This window comes from Clostridium sp. BNL1100 (assembly GCF_000244875.1).
Classification (GTDB): domain Bacteria; phylum Bacillota; class Clostridia; order Acetivibrionales; family DSM-1351; genus Ruminiclostridium.
Genome location: NC_016791.1, coordinates 2797446 through 2814471, shown reverse-complemented (window position 1 = coordinate 2814471; position 17026 = coordinate 2797446). Strand labels below are relative to the sequence as shown.

Below are 17026 nucleotides of genomic sequence, written 5' to 3'. Positions count from 1 at the left end.
TTTAGCTCCTTTTAGTTTTTTCCTTTTCCTGACAGAACAACTGACCATCTGAACCAACACATGCAAAAAATACATCTTTAGTGCTTTGTATATTCATCTTTTTTAATTCGCTTTCCAACTTTGCTTTGCTTAAATTGGCAAGCTTCAGGTTTTTATCAATAAGGTCACCATCAATAATAATTTCAACGGCTGGTGCTTCATATTTGCCGGAAATATTAAGGTCTTCACGGGTTACTTTGGATTTTCCGGCTTTGGGTATGACACTAAGCTGACCGTTAGTTTCCAATATTGCGTATTCCACATCGGCAATATTGTATATATCTTTACTTCTCAGTTGTTCCAAAAGGTCATTAAGGGTATACAGTTCTTGCCGGAAAACCTGCTCCATTATTCTGCCACCTGCAATAAGAACACTTGGACGTCCGCAGATAATAGTTCTGGCTCTGGTACTTTTAAGTGAAATAAAGGATATCAGTATTTGTGCAGCCAGCATGGTAAGTATGGGTATTATTCCATTAACCAGAGGTATACCTGTGTTTTGCATTGGCACTGAGGCCAGCTCTGAAATCATGATTGCAACAGCGAGCTCAAAAGGCTGTAGCTGTCCTATTTGCCTTTTTCCCATAACCCTCATTGCAATGATTACGACAATATAAAGTATCAGGGTTCTTATAAAAACAACGAGCAATTAAATACCTCTTTTCATATGTGGTTTTATATAGACTTATTATTTTTATTAGCTTAAAAAAAATACATCTTAATTTAAATAATAAATAATGTTTTAAATTTGAAGAAATATTGAGATAATAAATGATAATCAGCAAATTCTGGTTCTATTTGGTGCGATGAAGATTTAATTTTTATATTTAATGATTTTTTGCGGATTAATAAAATAATTAAATAGTGTTATAATTGTTTGGTATTCTTTACTATGGGGCATTACGTATGGGATAGAAACACCATACCTATGATGCTCATTATTTTTATCTGGATTTTTAATAGGAGGAAATCATGCAGGTAGTTATAATAGGATGTGGAAAGGTTGGAGCAAAGTTTGCACAGGTTCTTTCTGAGGAAGGAAACGAAATTGTAATTGTTTCAAACGATCCGAAAGCTTTTAAAAATCTTCCACCTGACTTTGACGGAGTGACCTTGACGGGAGTACCTATTGATCAGGATGTTTTGAAAATGGCAGGTATAGAAAATGCTGATGTATTGGTGGCAGTAACGGAAGATGATAATGTAAACATCATGGTTTGTCAGGTGGCAAAAGAAATATTCAAGGTACCCAAGGTTGTTGCTAGAATTTATAACCCTGCACGTGAACATGTGTTTCATCAATTTGGTCTGGAAACTATTTGTCCAACCGATATTACTGTAAATGTAATGAGGGCTATGGTTGAGTCAAATGCTGATGTTAGTACACATAATATCGGAAATACCTCTGTATTATTCAAACATGTAAATTTAGCGGATGGTTATATAGGCAAAAGGATTGATCAGGTTAAGCTTAAACAGAGTATGATTTTTGGTATTATCCGGTCGGGAGAATTTATATTGGCTAATGCCACAGGACGATTAGTTAAAGGTGACATATTGGTTGTGGCGGATACTACCCATAAGAATAATAAGGAGATCAACTAAATGTATATAGTAATTGCCGGTGGAGGAAAAGTTGGATTTTATCTTATAAAAACCCTACTACCGTATAAACATAAAATAGCAGTTATTGAAAAGCAGAAAGAACTTTGTGAAAAGATTGCAAACCAGTTGAATGTTTGTGTAGTAAATGGAGATGGAACAAATATTGAGCATTTAACTGAATGTAATGTAGAGAGAGCGGACATATTTATTGCGGTTACAGGAAAGGATGAAGAAAACCTTATTGCCTGTCAGCTTGCAAAAAGAAATTTTGGCATAAAGCGTACCATAGCAAGGGTAAATAATCCAAAGAACATAACTGTCTTTGAAAAACTTGGTGTAGATATTGCAGTCAGCAGTACTTCAATAATTGCCGATTTAATAGAACAGGAAGTTGATTACTCAGGAATGAAAACTCTTATGAAATTGAAAAACGGTAAAATTTCTCTGAGTGAAATATTGCTATCTTCGACTTCCCCGGTAAAAAACAAAAAACTAAAGGAAATAAATATTCCAAGGGAATGTGTTTTAATTTCAGTTATAAGAGAAGAGAATGTAATAATACCAAACGGTGATACACTTTTGTTGGAGGGAGACCATATACTGGCTGCCTCATCCATACAGGATCAACAGGAATTAAAGGACTTTTTCCTGGGATAATAATTTTTATTGCATATTATTGATTTCATATGTTAGAATTGTAAAAAGAATATCAAAACAGCTATGATTAATTACAGTAACTGTCTGCAACGTACTTTTAGAGAACAGTCTGGTTGGTGAAAAGATTGGAGTACGCAGATAAGTGAATTACAGATTATGAGCTGCTATTGCCGGGTAGGCCCGTTACAGCTCAATAAGACATTTTTGATAATTTTTACATCAAAAGTGTGAATTAAGGTGGTACCACGAAGCTCTTCGTCCTTATATAGGACAAAGGGCTTTTATTTTATATATCGCGATATTTCAAAAAGAAAATAAGGAGTGGATTAAGGTGAGCAGTGTTTTTGATGTATTAAAGGAAAGAGGATTTATTGCACAGATTACCCATGAGGAAGAAGTAAAAAAGCTTTTAAGTGAAGAAAAGGTCACTTTCTATATCGGCTTTGATCCAACAGCAGACAGTTTGCATATAGGACATTTTCTACAGTTGATGGTTATGGCTCATATGCAGCAGGCGGGCCATGTACCTATAGTTCTCATAGGTGGCGGTACGGCCATGGTTGGAGACCCTACGGGTAAGAATGATATGAGAAAAATGATGACCAGGGAAATTGTCAAACACAATGCAGATAGTTTCAAAACTCAGATATCCAAGTTTATTGATTTTTCCGATAACAAGGCAATTATGGTTGACAATAGCGATTGGCTTATGGAGTTAAATTATGTTCAATTCCTTAGAGATGTTGGCGTACATTTTTCTGTAAACAGAATGCTTACTGCAGAATGTTTTAAATCAAGAATGGAAAAGGGCTTGACTTTCCTTGAATTTAACTACATGCTTATGCAAAGCTATGATTTTCTTGTTTTAAACAAAAAATATGGCTGTAAGATGGAGTTAGGCGGCGACGATCAGTGGTCAAATATTCTTGGAGGGATCAACCTAGTAAGAAAATCAGAGGGTAGGGATGTCTACGGAATGACCTTCACACTTCTGACTACAAGTGAAGGTAAGAAGATGGGCAAAACCGAGAACGGCGCAGTTTGGCTAGATCCTGAAAAGACTACCTCATACGAATTTTACCAATACTGGAGAAATATAGCTGATAATGATGTTGAGAATTGTCTAGCACTGATGACATTCCTTCCTATGGATGAGGTAAGAAGACTTGGTTCATTGAAAGATGCTGGAATAAACGAGGCAAAAGCAGTTCTGGCTTATGAGGTTACAAAAATCGTACACGGTGAAGAAGAGGCAAGAAAAGCCAAAGAAGCCGCAGAAGCAATATTCGGAGGAAAAGGCCAATCCGACAGTATACCGTTTGTTGAAGTGAAAACTGCTGATATTGAGGCGGGTATAAAAATAATTGATTTGCTGATGATTGCCGGACTTACCCCTTCAAAGAGTGAGGCAAGGAGAGCTGTTCAGCAGGGAGGGGTACTTCTGAACGACGAAAAGATAACCGCTTTTGATTACACGGTTGGTACAAATGACCTTGTCAACGGTGAAATGATGCTTCAGAAGGGCAAGAAGAACTTTGTAAAGGTAAAGATTGTGTAATATAGATTAAAAAAATAACCGTTTGAATCAGTTCTAGATATAAACTGATTCAAACGGTTATTTTTATCCTACAAGTATCTTGGCTTCAGGATAAACAATGTCGGAAGTTCTTTTAGAGGACTTCAGGGTCAATGCTACAGCAAAGGATAAAGGGCCGACCCTTCCCAAAAACATTGTAAGAATAATGAGTGCTTTACTGGCGGTATTCAGTAAGGGTGTGGGGCCAAGAGTTAGCCCTACTGTACCAAAGGCGGAAGTTGTCTCATATAGTATGTCCAATACATGGAAATTACTTTGGATTGTAACAATGGCAGTGGTAATTATTACCACGAGAATAGCGCTTAGTCCGGTTATTGAAAGCGCTTTGTTTACTGTATACTGGTGCAATTTTCTCTTAAAAAGAACTACATCCCCGGAGCCTTTTATTTGTGAAAAAACAGCAATCATCACGGCGCCAAATGTAGTAACCTTTATACCACCTCCGGTGGAGCCGGGAGCAGCACCTACAAACATAAGGAAAACTGTGAAGACTTTTGATATCTCTTTCATATCGGCAAGGTTAATTGAATTAAAGCCTGCTGTTCTGGCTGCTGTCGATTGAAAGAAGGCTGCATTAATTTTTTCAAAAAAGTTCATAGGTCCCAGCGTTTTAGCATTGCTATATTCGTTTGCAAAGAAAAATAGAGTACCGGATACCAAAAGTAGAGCAGTTATAACCAGGACCAGTTTTGTATGAAAGAGGAGTGCTTTGTTTTTTCTGAACTCATATAGATCTCTCCAAACCGTAAATCCTAGTCCGCCAACTATTATCAGACCTGAAATAGTGTATATTACTATAGGGTCGTTGTTAAAAGGTGTAATGCTGAGGAATTTTCCGCTAACGGCACCGCTTGTTATGTCAAAGCCGGCATTACAAAAGGCAGAAACAGAGTGAAAAACACTCATATAAAAGCCAAAGGCACCGAACTTGGGCACAAAACTAATAGACAATAATATTGCCCCGATTGTTTCAACCAGCAGGGTAGTAGTTACAATTCTTCTGACAAGTCTCAGAACTTCATCGTACCTGAAGGCATTAATGGATTCCTGAGCAATGAGCATCCCCTTTAAGCCGACTTTTTTCTTTAATAACAGAGAAAAGAATGTTGCCAGAGTAATAATCCCCAAAGCCCCGACTTGAATCAATGTTAATATAATTATTTGCCCTGCAGTGGACCAGTAAGTATAGGTATCGTAAACTACCAGGCCCGTTATGCATGATGCCGAGGTAGAGGTAAACAGGGCATTAATAAAAGGTGTCCATTCTCCCGATCTGCTGGAGAACGGCATGGACAAAAGTATGGCCCCTGTTAGTATCAAAACTGCGAAACTTAAAACCAAAAGCTTTGATGGAGCAATATTTAACAGATGATGTTCCTTATTTTTTATTTTTCTCATTTTCATTTAGTTAGTACCCGCTTTATTTATATTTTTGTATTTACGTCTAATTATATAGACTACCATATATTACCCATTATTTCAATTATCATCTTTAGTAAGAAATTTTCATCATATGATACGATTATTATTAATTAAGAATATGATATTTATATTTGTATAAAATAACATTTGAGTTCAACTTATAACTAAGTTGAATATTTTTACAAAGGTAAAAAGGAGGATTGACATGCCACTTACAAGTAAAGAACTGATGCTGATTCAGGATAATATCAGTATGTGTGAAAACAACATAAAGTATTTACAAGGTTGCGCACAGCTTGCAAATGACAGCCAAGTAAAGAATCTTTGCAACCAATTGGCTAGTGAAGAGAAGAATGGATTGCAGCTTTTGATGAAGCACATAAACACAGCAGGTCAACAATAGGAGGTGTAGAATATGGCAGAGTTAACTGATAAGGAAATAATGGCATCTATATTAAATGAAAGAAAGCTTGCTGCATCATCATTAACAAATTTGATTCTGGAAAGCTCCAATCAGGCTCTTAGAAACGATGCAAAGAGCATATTGACCAGAACTTTTGATGAACAGAAACATGTTTTTGATATGATGTCCCAAAAAGGCTGGTATTCTGTACAAAACGCAAACCAGCAGGAGATTTCACAAGCACAGCAAAAGGTTAAGGGTATAGAATCCCAAATGGGATAAAAAAAACACAAGGCAGGCAGCAGCCTGCCTTGTGTTGTAATTTAAACATGAGTAACACTTTATTCTAATACGCATAAACTGATATTGCAGGGATAGAGGTTTATATATATGTATTTTAATTTTTTATATAGGGCTATTATAAGCTTCATATATTTCGAGATAAAACGTATTATAATTAACTTTAAAATAGGAGTGAAAAAAAGTGACATTACAAATATCAACAATGTCCCGGAATGACGGAGGTGTTTTTTTATTATGAGCAAAATAATAGTCACGGGAGGTAAAAAATTAAAAGGTGAAATAGAAATTGAGGGTGCCAAAAACGCTGTTTTACCAATATTAGCTGCTACAATTCTTAATCGTGGCGAGAATGTAATCAAAAATTGTCCGATGTTTAAGGATGTGGAAGTTATAATTGAAATTTTAAGAACTATCGGCTGCAAAGTAAAAGTAGAAGATAACGTTGTTACTGTGGATTCATCAACATTATCATCTACAGAGGTTCCCGAACATCTCGCCGCAGAAATGAGATCATCAATAATATTAATGGGTCCTTTACTGGCCAGAGAAGGAAAAGTGACTATAAGTTATCCGGGTGAGTGTGTTACTTTAGATTCAAGTAATTTAAGTTGACTAATCATCTTTCTGAATTGTATGGCTTTTCTAACCTTATTTACTACCACCATTCTGTTAATCTCATTAATTGGTTTTGGGATAAAATCATAAATATCGTAATTCAACACTTTTTCAATTTGATCCATTTCTATGTTGGATGCAATTATTACCGGTATTTCCTTATAAGAACTCATTTTGCAGAATTCCTCAAGAAAACCAAACCCATCTAAAACCGGCATTACCAAATCAAGTATTATAACATCAACATTTCTGCTTTCTACCATATCCAGAGCTTCTCGTCCATTAAGGACTGAAACTATATTAACACGTTCTTTGTAAAGATAATTTCTTAGTATTGCATTGTCCAGGATATTATCATCAGTTACAAGGATAGTACTAATCATAGCAGACTCCTTCTTATGTATTTGTATTTTGTTTCCAGTACAGTATTCGATATAGAATACAAAAAACCTCCAAATTTATTATTTAAAATAAAAGGTTGTAAATATTATACAAAATGATGAATTTAAAGTTACATTTTTGTTGTACATTATTATGGTATAATTGTTTTGAATATATGAAGGCTTGCAATATTATAGGCTATTGGGTACAATGGCATTTCAGATCTATAAAAAAAGTAAGGATCTAAAATATGGAAACAATAAATGAAAACAACTTGTTGCACAAGGCACGCAACGGGGACGTAGGGGCATTTGAAGAGCTTACGACTGTTTACTATTCAAAAGTATACAGTATTTGCTACAGGATGCTCAATAACACCGAAGATGCATATGAACAGGCTCAGGAGACATTTATAAAGGCTTTTAAGTACATAAAAAGCTTTAAAGGGAATTGTGCCATATCTACGTGGCTTTACAGAATTGCAACTAATGTATGTCTGGACTTTATTAGAAAAAACAAGAAAAGGAAAGTAGTCTCCATAGAGCAGAGCACTTTTGAGGATTTACAGCTGAAAGACAGTCTGGTTTCAGATAATCCGGGGCCGGAAAAAGTAGCAGAGACCAATGCACAGAAACAGGCCATTAAAGCTGCCATGGATAAAATGAACGAAAAAAACCGCTTGGTAATCATACTCCGTGATTTTATGGGACTTAGTTATGATGAAATATCGGATACAATGAAAATTCCTGTTGGCACCGTGAAATCAAGAATCAGCAGGGCCAGAAACGAGCTAAGGGAATTATTATGCAAGGATAAGGAACATTTATTTACCGATTACGTCAAATAAATTGAAAGGAGGGAATTGAAATGGATTTTTGCAAGGAATCAGATTACTATGTATCTTTATATATTGATGACATGCTGGAAGAGGCAATAAAAATAGAATTTGAAAAGCATATAAATGAGTGCAGTAAATGTTCTCAAAAGGTCAAGGAAGCTTTAGCTCTGGCAGAGTTGTGCAGAGAAAGCGGCGATATTATGTTGCCACAGAATTTTTCGTCTTCCCTCCATGACAGGCTGGTAGACGTCGCGGAAAATCAAAAAGTAAATAAAGGCAGGTTGTTTATATATAATAAAAAGTTAATTGCGGTGCTGTCAACGGCTGCTGTACTGGTAATATCCTTAGTGGCATACAGTATGCTTCCTCATACAGATTTAAACCGGCAGGCTGCCGGTATTTCTACAGGTATAACTGCTTCTAATTCTACTGAGGCTAGTGCAAAGGATTCTGCTATTTCCACACAGGAATCAGTACAGAACTTTAGTGCCCAAGAGGGTAATAATAATGAAAGCCAACCTTCATCCGACAAATTTGCAGCTGACAACAGCAAGAGTACAGTGAAAGATTACCCGAAAAAAAGAGTTTTTGAGGAAAAAGGTGAAAACAAAGCTGTATCAAAATCAAGTCAAAGTACGAAAAAAACGGATGAAGAATCAAAAGAGAAAACAGAGTCAGTATACAAAGCAAAAATTGCTGAAGAAACTGCTACCCTGCAGTATTTTTCAAATACTGCGGAAATGACTTTAAATTCGGCAACTCAGGATAAAGAATGTGAAAATAAAGCCTTAAAAGGCTTAATGTCAGAGTTAGGAGGCAAAGAGCTAACTGCTGATGACAAAGCTATAGTTATTATGGCTCAAAATAATTATGCTGATTTTGTAATAACGTTAGAATCATTTACTAAAATTCAGCAGTTGGCTAATGATAAATATAATCTGGACATTAGCATAAAGCTACCTGTTACAAAAGAGAATATAACTGATCAATATAAAGAACTTGAAAAACAGAGGGATGAATTGACCCAGCAAATCAGCAATATGGAAATAAAAGGTGAAAATACGTTAACTCTGGAAAAAGAAAGAGATGATTTATCGCAAAAGATGGATGAGATTGTAAAGAATAGTGGTATGATAACGGTAAGAATATTTTTTGCAGATAAATAATTAGTGGAGGCACAAATGAATTCGGAAGACAAAATTTTAGTTGTAGACGGTAACAGTATACTTAACAGAGCTTTTTACGGACTTAGCAGAGCAGCCATGCTTACAACGTCCGAGGGATTATATACAAATGCGGTTTTTGGGTTCATAAATATACTTTCAAAATATCTTCAGGATGAAAACCCAAAGTATGTTTGCGTAGCCTTTGATCTAAAAGCCCCTACCTTCAGGCATAAGGAGTATGATCAATACAAGGCCCAAAGAAAGGGAATGCCAAATGAGTTGGCAGTTCAGGTTCCCATCATAAAACAGGTTTTGGATGCTATGAACATTGCAAGAGTCGAAGTGGAAGGGTTTGAAGCTGACGATATACTGGGAACTGTTTCTTTGAATGCTGAAAAGCAGGGAATGGAAACGATACTATTAACCGGCGACAGGGATTCATTACAGCTGGCATCAAGCCATACAAGAATAAAACTTCCTGTAACAAGAGGAAATAAAACCGAAACAGATCAATACGATTATGAAAAGGTTATAGAGAAATACGGTGTAACACCGGGCCAGCTTATAGACGTAAAGGGGCTTATGGGTGATACCTCGGACAATATCCCCGGAGTACCCGGTATAGGTGAAAAAACTGCAATTGATCTAATTAATAAGTTTAACTCTTTAGAAGAATTATATGAAAATTTAGATAAAGTAGAGAAGAAGGGCGTCCGTGAAAAACTGGAGAATAACAAAGAGCTTGCTTTTATGAGTAAAAGGCTGGCTACTATATACAGAAAAGTTCCCGGTGTAGAGAACCTAAGTAGTTTTGCAAGAACAGAAATTGACAAAGAAGCATTATATGGTATCTTCAAACGGCTGGAATTTAAGACCCTTATAGAAAAGTTCGGTCTGGAAAATACTCCTTTTGTAGAAGCAACTGAAGCTTTAAAAATTGAACATGTGGATGTTGATTCCATAAGTGAACTACAATCATATATAAGTGTAATCAAGCTCAGTGGTAATGTATCTGTGTATTATCACGTTGATCCTACAGGCAGTTATCTGGATGATCTGTGTATTTTTGCCTGTAATGAGGAATACGCTCCTGCAAATATCATTTTCTCAGAAAAATTAACCTGTGAAACGGCTGTTAAAGAACTTCGTGAAATTTTTGAAAGCAAGGATATTGAAAAATACGGACATGATTTAAAAAATTTATACAAGTATCTCAAATCTAGTGGAATAGAGCTTGAAAATGTAGTATTTGATACTTTTATAGCAGCATATATACTTGAACCTACAAGAAGCACTTACACAATTTCTGAGCTGTCTGAAGATAAACTAAAACAAAGTATCACCCCCGTTGAAGTTTTGTATGATAAACATGGCAAAAGACTTGATCAGGAACAGGATATAAGTTCATCTGAGGTTTGTGCTGCGGCGGTAAATGCCATATTTGGGCTGACACAGAAGCTGAGGCCTATTATAAGGGATAACGGTCAGGATGAACTTTATTATAAAATAGAACTCCCTCTAGTTGAGGTACTGGCTGATATGGAGCTAAGGGGTTTCAAAGTTGACGTGGAAGGCCTGAAAGCATATTCAAAGGAAATGGATTCAAGACTTGTAATACTGGAAAATGAAATATACATGCAGGCAGGAGAGACCTTTAATATTAATTCTCCAAAACAGCTGGGTGTAATACTTTTTGAAAAATTGGGACTGCCTGTTGGAAAGAAAACGAAAACAGGATATTCAACAAGTGCAGAGGTACTAGAACAGCTTTCCTATAAGCATGAGATAGTAGAAAGAATTCTTGAATACAGACAGTTGATGAAACTCAAGTCAACATATGCCGATGGACTTTTGTCCGTATTGGAGCAGGATGGTAAGATTCATTCAAACTTTAACCAGACAGTGACGGCAACCGGAAGAATCAGCAGTACGGAGCCAAATCTACAAAATATACCTGTGAAGCTGGAAATGGGAAGGAAAATACGAAAGGTATTTATTCCGACCAACCAAGATTATGTACTGCTGGATGCCGACTATTCACAGATAGAACTAAGAGTACTTGCACATATAACAGATGATCCGAATATGATAGAAGCCTTTTTAAAAAACGAGGACATTCATACTACTACTGCTTCAAAGGTATTTGGAATACCTCCGGAAGAGGTATCATCGTTAATGAGGTCAAGGGCGAAAGCCGTTAATTTTGGAATAGTTTACGGAATAGGGGATTTCAGCCTTTCAAAAGATATTGGGGTAACAAAAAAGGAAGCTCGACAATATATAGATGACTATCTTGATAAGTATTCCAAGGTTAAGGAATACATGAGTGATACTGTTGAAAAAGGCAAAGAATTTGGGTTTGTGACAACTCTTTACAGCAGAAGAAGGTATCTTCCTGAGCTTAAATCCAGTAATTTTAACATGCGTTCCTTTGGAGAGCGTGTTGCAATGAATACGCCTATTCAGGGAAGTGCGGCAGATATTATCAAAATATCAATGGTAAAGGTTTATAATGAATTGAAAAAGAGAAAGCTTAAGTCGAAACTTATTCTACAGGTTCATGATGAATTGATTGTGGAAACAGAGAAATCTGAATTGGAAGAGGTATCAAAAGTGTTAAAGGATTGTATGGAAAATGCCGTACAATTAAAAGTACCTTTAACAGTAGATGTAAAACATGGGGATAGTTGGTATGAAACAAAATAGAAAATCAATAATTTTAGGGGTAACAGGCGGAATAGGAAGCGGGAAAAGTACAGTAAGCAGTATTCTTAAAGAACTTGGCGCTGTTGTAATTGATGCAGATGTGATAAGCAGAGAGGTCGTAGAGCCCGGGAAAAGGGCCTTAGAGGAGTTGACACAGGAGTTCGGTAAGGATATACTTGATGATTGGGGGCAGCTAAAACGCAAGGAACTGGCGGCTAGAGTGTTTAATGATGAAAACAAACTCAGGATTTTGAACAGTATTGTGCATAAATTTGTTGCCCAAAAAATAAAAGAAAATGTGGAAGAACAGCTGCTAAAACAGACAAAAGTTATTGTTATTGATGCACCCATTCCTATTAAAAACGGCTTTCTTGATTTGTGTGATGAGGTTTGGACAGTTTTTGCGCTAATGGAGATAAGGGTTGAAAGAATAATGAAGAGAAACGGTATGACCTATGAGGAAGCTGTTTCAAGAATTCGTTCCCAGATTTCCGATGAGGAATATTTAAGTATCGCAAATAAAGTTATCAATAATAATGATGATGTGACGATCCTTCGACAAGAAGTGGAAAGTCAGTTTGCAAGGCTGTTAAGGTGATTTCTTTGAGGAAAAAGAAAAAAGGCGGTTTAAAAATAATAGGTGTGTTAATCACACTGGTTATAATAGCAGCAGTTGGAATATTTGCTTCAAGGTATGTTTTAGAATATTTATATCCTTTGGAATACACAGAGTATGTTGAGAAGTATGCCCAGCAATATAAGCTGGATAACTATATGGTTTATGCGGTTATAAAAGCAGAAAGCGGATTTAATTCTCAGGCTGTTTCTCCCAGAGAAGCTAAGGGCCTTATGCAAATAATGGATAGCACTGGGGAGTGGGCTGCTAAAAAGGCAGGAATTAATGAGTTTGAAAAAAGTATGCTCCTTGAACCCGAAACCAATATAAAAATTGGCTGCTGGTATCTGTCAAATTTGTTAAAGCAGTTTGACAATGACACTGTAGTAGCACTGGCTGCTTACAACGCAGGCAGCGGTAATGTTTCTAAATGGTTGAAAGATCCTGAAAAAAGTCATGACGGAAAGAGTCTTAGTATTATACCATTTGAAGAAACAGAAAATTATGTTTCAAGAATACAAAAATACTATAAAATGTATAAAAAGCTTTACGATGATGACAAATAGTGATATTTTTATAGTGTAAGGAAAAATGTACTATCTGATTAGGAGGGTGCAAGCGATATGAATTCACTTCTATTTGAGAGAGATTTGCTATATCCTACACAAAATGTTATTGATCCCGGAATACTTCACGTAAAGCTTTTAAGTCCTACAAATTCCAGGATACCTGTTATTATTGAGTCGAAGTCAATTCATTCGGCACTTGATAATATTAAAACTATAATTGATATTTTGCAAAAGGAGATATTTGACAGAATAAACATAAAAATATCTGAAAACACGTTAGTGTACCTGAAACTAAATGAATTGGATAAGCTTAATTGCGATGGCGTTGAATGTATGCAGGTTATTTTTAATGAGGATGACGATATTAAATATAAGCCTGCCAACTTGGAATACATAGTATAGATAACACAAAAATACAAATAAAAAGGAAAGCTCTGATTCTAACAGCAGCTTTCCTTTTTTGGTACGGATTAAATGGTTCTTTGTACTGCTTGGGCTACTAATCTCAATTCATCCATAAGGCTTTTGAATCTCTCTGGCCGTAGTGATTGGGGACCATCACACAATGCGCATGGTGGATTGGGATGAACCTCAATAATTAGGCCGTCTGCGCCGGTAGCGATTGCTCCCTTTGCAAGTGCAGGGACATACTTCCAGTTACCGGTGGCATGGCTGGGGTCAACAACAACCGGAAGATGGGAAACATCTTTAATAGCAGGGATTGCACTTAAATCAAGGGTATTTCTTGTCATTGTTTCAAAAGTACGTATACCCCTTTCGCAAAGGATAACTTCATGATTTCCCTCTGCAATTATATATTCAGCTGCCATAAGCCATTCTTCAATAGTGGCAGACAACCCTCTTTTTAAAAGTACAGGCTTACGAGTCATGCCCACTTCACTTAATAACCTGAAATTCTGCATGTTCCTTGCGCCTATCTGGAAGATATCTGTATATTTATTTACAAGCTCTACATCTCTGGTATCCACAACTTCAGTAACCATTTTTAGACCGGTGGCTTCACGGCCTGCAACCATTATTTTAAGACCATCCTCTTCAAGCCCTTGAAACGCATATGGAGAACTTCTAGGCTTGAAAGCACCGCCTCTAAGGATCTTAGCACCGCTATTTTTCACACTGATTGCAGTATCAACAAAATCCTTTTCATTTTCTATGGCACACGGGCCGGCCATAACAACAATTTCTTCACCGCCTATTTTAACACCGCCGATGTCTATAACTGTTGGTGAATGCTGAAGTTCATTACCTGCAAGTTTATACGGTTTCATAATAGGAACGAGTGTTTCTACACCTTGCATCTGGGATATAGCGTGAACATTAAGCAGCCTTTTATCACCGATTGCTCCGATTACCGTTTTTATATCTCCGTGAATGGGATGGGTTTTAAAACCCAGATCAAGTAGCCTGCCTTCAACGTTTTCAATGTCCTTTACCGTCGCACTTTGCTTCATTACAATAATCATAACTTAACCCTCCACAAATTAAATTTTTAATACAAATGTCTCAAGTAAACTAGTTAGCATTTCAGGGTTTTAGTAAATAAAAAAGCCCTCATCCCTATAAACAAGGGACGAAGACTTATAGCCTACGCGGTACCACCCAAATTGGTAAAAACCCACTTAATCATGTACGGGAAAAACAAATGAAATTTCCGATACAATTCTTTCTATAACGGGAAAGACCCGGTATGACCTACATAAAAGGTTCAGCCAACTGTTCATGGGAGAACTTCAAAAATACTATCCTGCAATGCTTCCACCAGACCACTGCTCGCTTTGAAGACTCATATAGTCTACTTTTCCCATTCATCACATTTACTTACAAATATTGTATTAGAATTATAGTAACATGCACTATAATCAAAAGTCAATGATTTTTTTATGCATTATAACTATTTTAATATTCTTTGTATCATTGTAACTCTTGCTGCATTCTCAAAAGCATCTTCCAACTGATTAAGGCCATCGAATTCATCATAGCTTTGTTTTAAAGCTATAGATATCAGATGATCTGCCAGATGCGGGTTTTTAGGCAGGAGGCTTCCATGTGAGTAGGAGCAATAAACATTTTTGTAAACCGCACCTTCAAACCCATCAGTACCATTATTACCATTGCCTGAAAGAACTTTACCCAAAGGACGAACACTATCACCCAGATAAGTACGTCCAGAGTGATTCTCAAATCCAACGATTTTGAGAGGTGAGCCATTATCTGAAATCAGTTCGCTTTCAAATACAATATTTCCAATCATTCTTTCCTTACCGCCGATTGTCCATAAATCAAGCGCACCCAAGTATTCAAGCTCTTTTCCGTCCCATGTCTTATAGTATTTTCCCATGAGCTGATATCCTCCGCAGATACATAGGAACACCTTATTGCCCTCTACTGCATTTTTAATCTCTGCTCCCTTTTGGGTAAGTACATCGTTTTGGATAATCTCCTGCTCGTAATCCTGACCGCCTCCGAGAAAAACAATATCGAACTCTTCCGAATTAAAACTGTCCCCTATTGTGATATTGGTTACTGATACATCTATATTACGCCACTGAGCACGTCTTTTAAGAGCAAGTATGTTTCCCATGTCTCCGTAAGTGTTTAAAAGGTCAGGGTATAAATGACAAATTTTTAATTGATACATATCTATTTCCAGAACTCCTTTAAGTTAAACTTTTTCTTTAAAATACCTCTGATATCCAACATAGCTGTGTAAGTAGGCAGGATATAAAAACATCCGCCGGCAGAAACTGCTTTTAGTCCCTCATCAATAACCCTTTGATAGTCTTTTATAATTCTGATTTTTCTTGTATCAAGGCCGCTGTATTTAAGACGTACAGCCATATCCTCACCTCTTATACCGGAGGTTATAAGATTGACGATTCTGTCACCTGCAGTATTCAGGTGTTCAAAATCAACATCCCACAGCCAAGAAATGTCTGTTCCGTCAGCTAACTTGTCATTAATAAGGAAAGCTATATTCAGGGGTTGACTGTCAAGGGTCAGAAAATTCAGTACCTGATTAAATCCTGTAGGATTTTTCACAAGGATTAATTTTATTAATTTATCTCCAACATTGATAGTTTCCATTCTACCGAAGCCGCATTCAAAGGATTCCACAGCCTTCTGTACCGTTTCGTGACTATATGCAAGCGAAAGGCCACAGGCTGCTGCCGCCATTGCATTATATACATTATAGAGGCCGGGAAGATTAATCCGGGTTGTGTGTTCAGCCTCGTGGGTGCCTAACGCCTTTGAACATTTCCACTTGATGGTTGTATAGCTGCTTCCTGCTTCCTCAATACCAATACATTCAAGGTCTGCCGCAGGTCTTGAATATCCGCATTCCGGGCAATAGAATCCGCCTAAATGACCATATACATGGTTTTTGTACTGGTATTTTCCTTTGCAGAAAATACAGAACATGGCATCGGTATTGATATTCTCTATACTCTGCTGACTGGCAGATTCACCGAAACCATAGTAAAATACAGGCTTCTCTGTTAGATGTCCAAGTGATGCACACATTGAATCATCGGCATTTAGTATAAGGGTAGTTTTTTCATCCAGCCTGTCCAAACCCGATTTAACAGCATTCAATGTAGAATAGAGTTCTCCGTATCGGTCCAACTGGTCTCTGAAAAAGTTGGTAACTACAACAGACTTTGGTTGGAGATGCTTTGTAACCTGATTAAATGCTGCCTCATCACTTTCAATAAGAGCTGTCTGGTGTTTTGGCTTTCCCAAGGGAGAAACCGCCTGTATGAAAGTTGTAGTTATACCGCTTAATAAATTTGCACCTGATTTGTTGGTTATGTAATCAACATTATTATTTTTTAGAATCTCTTCAATAATTCTTGAAGTTGTTGTTTTACCATTAGTTCCCGTAACCATGATTATTTCAAAGTCTTTTGCTATTGATTTTAGAATATCAGGATATAATTTAAACGCAACCTTACCGGGTAAGGTTGTACCGCCTTTTTTCAGTATTCTGAGTATTCTTATGGTTAATTTTGATATTATTATTGTCAGTATTTTTCTGAAGTTCATATATTCTCCTAAGTAATATTAAGACCAAAAATAAAATAACTTTT

Annotated in this window: 18 protein-coding genes and 1 other annotated feature; of the genes, 12 read left to right on the top strand and 6 right to left on the bottom strand. The window is 36.6% G+C overall.

Annotated elements, in window-relative coordinates:
- Position 1: 1 nt before the first annotated feature.
- Positions 2 to 688 (bottom strand): DUF421 domain-containing protein, encoded by a 687-nt coding sequence (locus CLO1100_RS11990; RefSeq protein WP_014314017.1) that lies wholly within the window; start codon positions 686 to 688, stop codon positions 2 to 4.
- A 323-nt stretch (positions 689 to 1011) separates the two neighbouring features.
- On the opposite strand from CLO1100_RS11990, the gene CLO1100_RS11985 reads away from it, so the two are divergent.
- The 3 genes from CLO1100_RS11985 (at position 1012) to tyrS (ending at position 3859) form a co-directional block, all read left to right on the top strand.
- Positions 1012 to 1644, top strand: coding sequence for a TrkA family potassium uptake protein (locus CLO1100_RS11985; RefSeq protein WP_014314016.1), 633 nt, complete (start codon positions 1012 to 1014; stop codon positions 1642 to 1644).
- Positions 1645 to 2301 (top strand): NAD-binding protein, encoded by a 657-nt coding sequence (locus tag CLO1100_RS11980; protein ID WP_014314015.1) that lies wholly within the window; start codon positions 1645 to 1647, stop codon positions 2299 to 2301.
- Positions 2302 to 2632: 331 nt separating this feature from the next.
- Positions 2633 to 3859 (top strand): tyrosine--tRNA ligase, encoded by a 1227-nt coding sequence (tyrS, locus tag CLO1100_RS11975; protein ID WP_014314014.1) that lies wholly within the window; start codon positions 2633 to 2635, stop codon positions 3857 to 3859.
- Positions 3860 to 3922: 63 nt separating this feature from the next.
- Here the strand turns inward: tyrS and CLO1100_RS11970 are convergent, their stop codons facing one another.
- The gene (locus CLO1100_RS11970) at positions 3923 to 5302 is read right to left on the bottom strand and encodes a TrkH family potassium uptake protein (protein WP_014314013.1); all 1380 of its coding nucleotides are present in this window, start codon (positions 5300 to 5302) and stop codon (positions 3923 to 3925) included.
- Positions 5303 to 5525: 223 nt separating this feature from the next.
- On the opposite strand from CLO1100_RS11970, the gene CLO1100_RS11965 reads away from it, so the two are divergent.
- From CLO1100_RS11965 to CLO1100_RS11955, 3 genes are all read left to right on the top strand, one after another.
- Positions 5526 to 5723, top strand: a complete 198-nt coding sequence (locus CLO1100_RS11965) for a hypothetical protein (RefSeq protein WP_004622077.1) — start codon at positions 5526 to 5528, stop codon at positions 5721 to 5723.
- Positions 5724 to 5735: 12 nt separating this feature from the next.
- Entirely contained in the window at positions 5736 to 6005 is a 270-nt protein-coding gene (locus CLO1100_RS11960; RefSeq protein ID WP_014314012.1) for a spore coat protein, read from the top strand.
- Between the two features lie 255 nt (positions 6006 to 6260).
- The gene (locus tag CLO1100_RS11955) at positions 6261 to 6638 is read left to right on the top strand and encodes a UDP-N-acetylglucosamine 1-carboxyvinyltransferase (RefSeq protein WP_014314010.1); all 378 of its coding nucleotides are present in this window, start codon (positions 6261 to 6263) and stop codon (positions 6636 to 6638) included.
- Here CLO1100_RS11955 and CLO1100_RS11950 read toward each other — a convergent pair.
- Positions 6593 to 7024 (bottom strand): response regulator, encoded by a 432-nt coding sequence (locus tag CLO1100_RS11950; protein WP_014314009.1) that lies wholly within the window; start codon positions 7022 to 7024, stop codon positions 6593 to 6595. The genes CLO1100_RS11955 and CLO1100_RS11950 overlap by 46 nt on opposite strands.
- Positions 7025 to 7272: 248 nt before the next feature.
- Here CLO1100_RS11950 and CLO1100_RS11945 point away from each other — a divergent pair, with 248 nt between their 5' ends.
- From CLO1100_RS11945 to CLO1100_RS11920, 6 genes are read left to right on the top strand one after another with little or no spacing between them, the layout of a single operon-like run.
- Positions 7273 to 7869, top strand: a complete 597-nt coding sequence (locus CLO1100_RS11945; RefSeq protein WP_014314008.1) for a sigma-70 family RNA polymerase sigma factor — start codon at positions 7273 to 7275, stop codon at positions 7867 to 7869.
- Positions 7870 to 7889: 20 nt separating this feature from the next.
- On the top strand, positions 7890 to 9026 hold the full coding sequence (locus CLO1100_RS11940; protein ID WP_014314007.1) for a zf-HC2 domain-containing protein: 1137 nt from the start codon (positions 7890 to 7892) through the stop codon (positions 9024 to 9026).
- A 15-nt stretch (positions 9027 to 9041) separates the two neighbouring features.
- Positions 9042 to 11732 (top strand): DNA polymerase I, encoded by a 2691-nt coding sequence (gene polA, locus CLO1100_RS11935; RefSeq protein WP_014314006.1) that lies wholly within the window; start codon positions 9042 to 9044, stop codon positions 11730 to 11732.
- Positions 11719 to 12330, top strand: a complete 612-nt coding sequence (coaE, locus tag CLO1100_RS11930) for a dephospho-CoA kinase (protein WP_014314005.1) — start codon at positions 11719 to 11721, stop codon at positions 12328 to 12330. The genes polA and coaE overlap by 14 nt, the downstream gene beginning before the upstream one ends.
- On the top strand, positions 12327 to 12914 hold the full coding sequence (locus CLO1100_RS11925) for a lytic transglycosylase domain-containing protein (protein WP_014314004.1): 588 nt from the start codon (positions 12327 to 12329) through the stop codon (positions 12912 to 12914). The genes coaE and CLO1100_RS11925 overlap by 4 nt, the downstream gene beginning before the upstream one ends.
- 57 nt (positions 12915 to 12971) lie before the next feature.
- Positions 12972 to 13319, top strand: coding sequence for a hypothetical protein (locus CLO1100_RS11920; RefSeq protein WP_014314003.1), 348 nt, complete (start codon positions 12972 to 12974; stop codon positions 13317 to 13319).
- Between the two features lie 68 nt (positions 13320 to 13387).
- On the opposite strand, the gene aroF is transcribed toward CLO1100_RS11920, so the two are convergent.
- The 3 genes from aroF to CLO1100_RS11905 all read right to left on the bottom strand — a co-directional run bounded on the left by aroF (position 13388) and on the right by CLO1100_RS11905 (position 16982).
- Entirely contained in the window at positions 13388 to 14401 is a 1014-nt protein-coding gene (aroF, locus tag CLO1100_RS11915) for a 3-deoxy-7-phosphoheptulonate synthase (protein ID WP_014314002.1), read from the bottom strand.
- Positions 14402 to 14501: 100 nt separating this feature from the next.
- Positions 14502 to 14756 (bottom strand) — a binding site (T-box leader).
- Between the two features lie 73 nt (positions 14757 to 14829).
- Positions 14830 to 15576, bottom strand: a complete 747-nt coding sequence (locus CLO1100_RS11910) for a glutamine amidotransferase (RefSeq protein WP_014314001.1) — start codon at positions 15574 to 15576, stop codon at positions 14830 to 14832.
- Positions 15577 to 15578: 2 nt separating this feature from the next.
- Positions 15579 to 16982 carry a Mur ligase family protein gene (locus CLO1100_RS11905; protein ID WP_014314000.1) on the bottom strand — a complete coding sequence of 468 codons (1404 nt, stop codon included), beginning with the start codon at positions 16980 to 16982 and terminating at the stop codon, positions 15579 to 15581.
- Between the last annotated feature and the right edge of the window lie 44 nt (positions 16983 to 17026).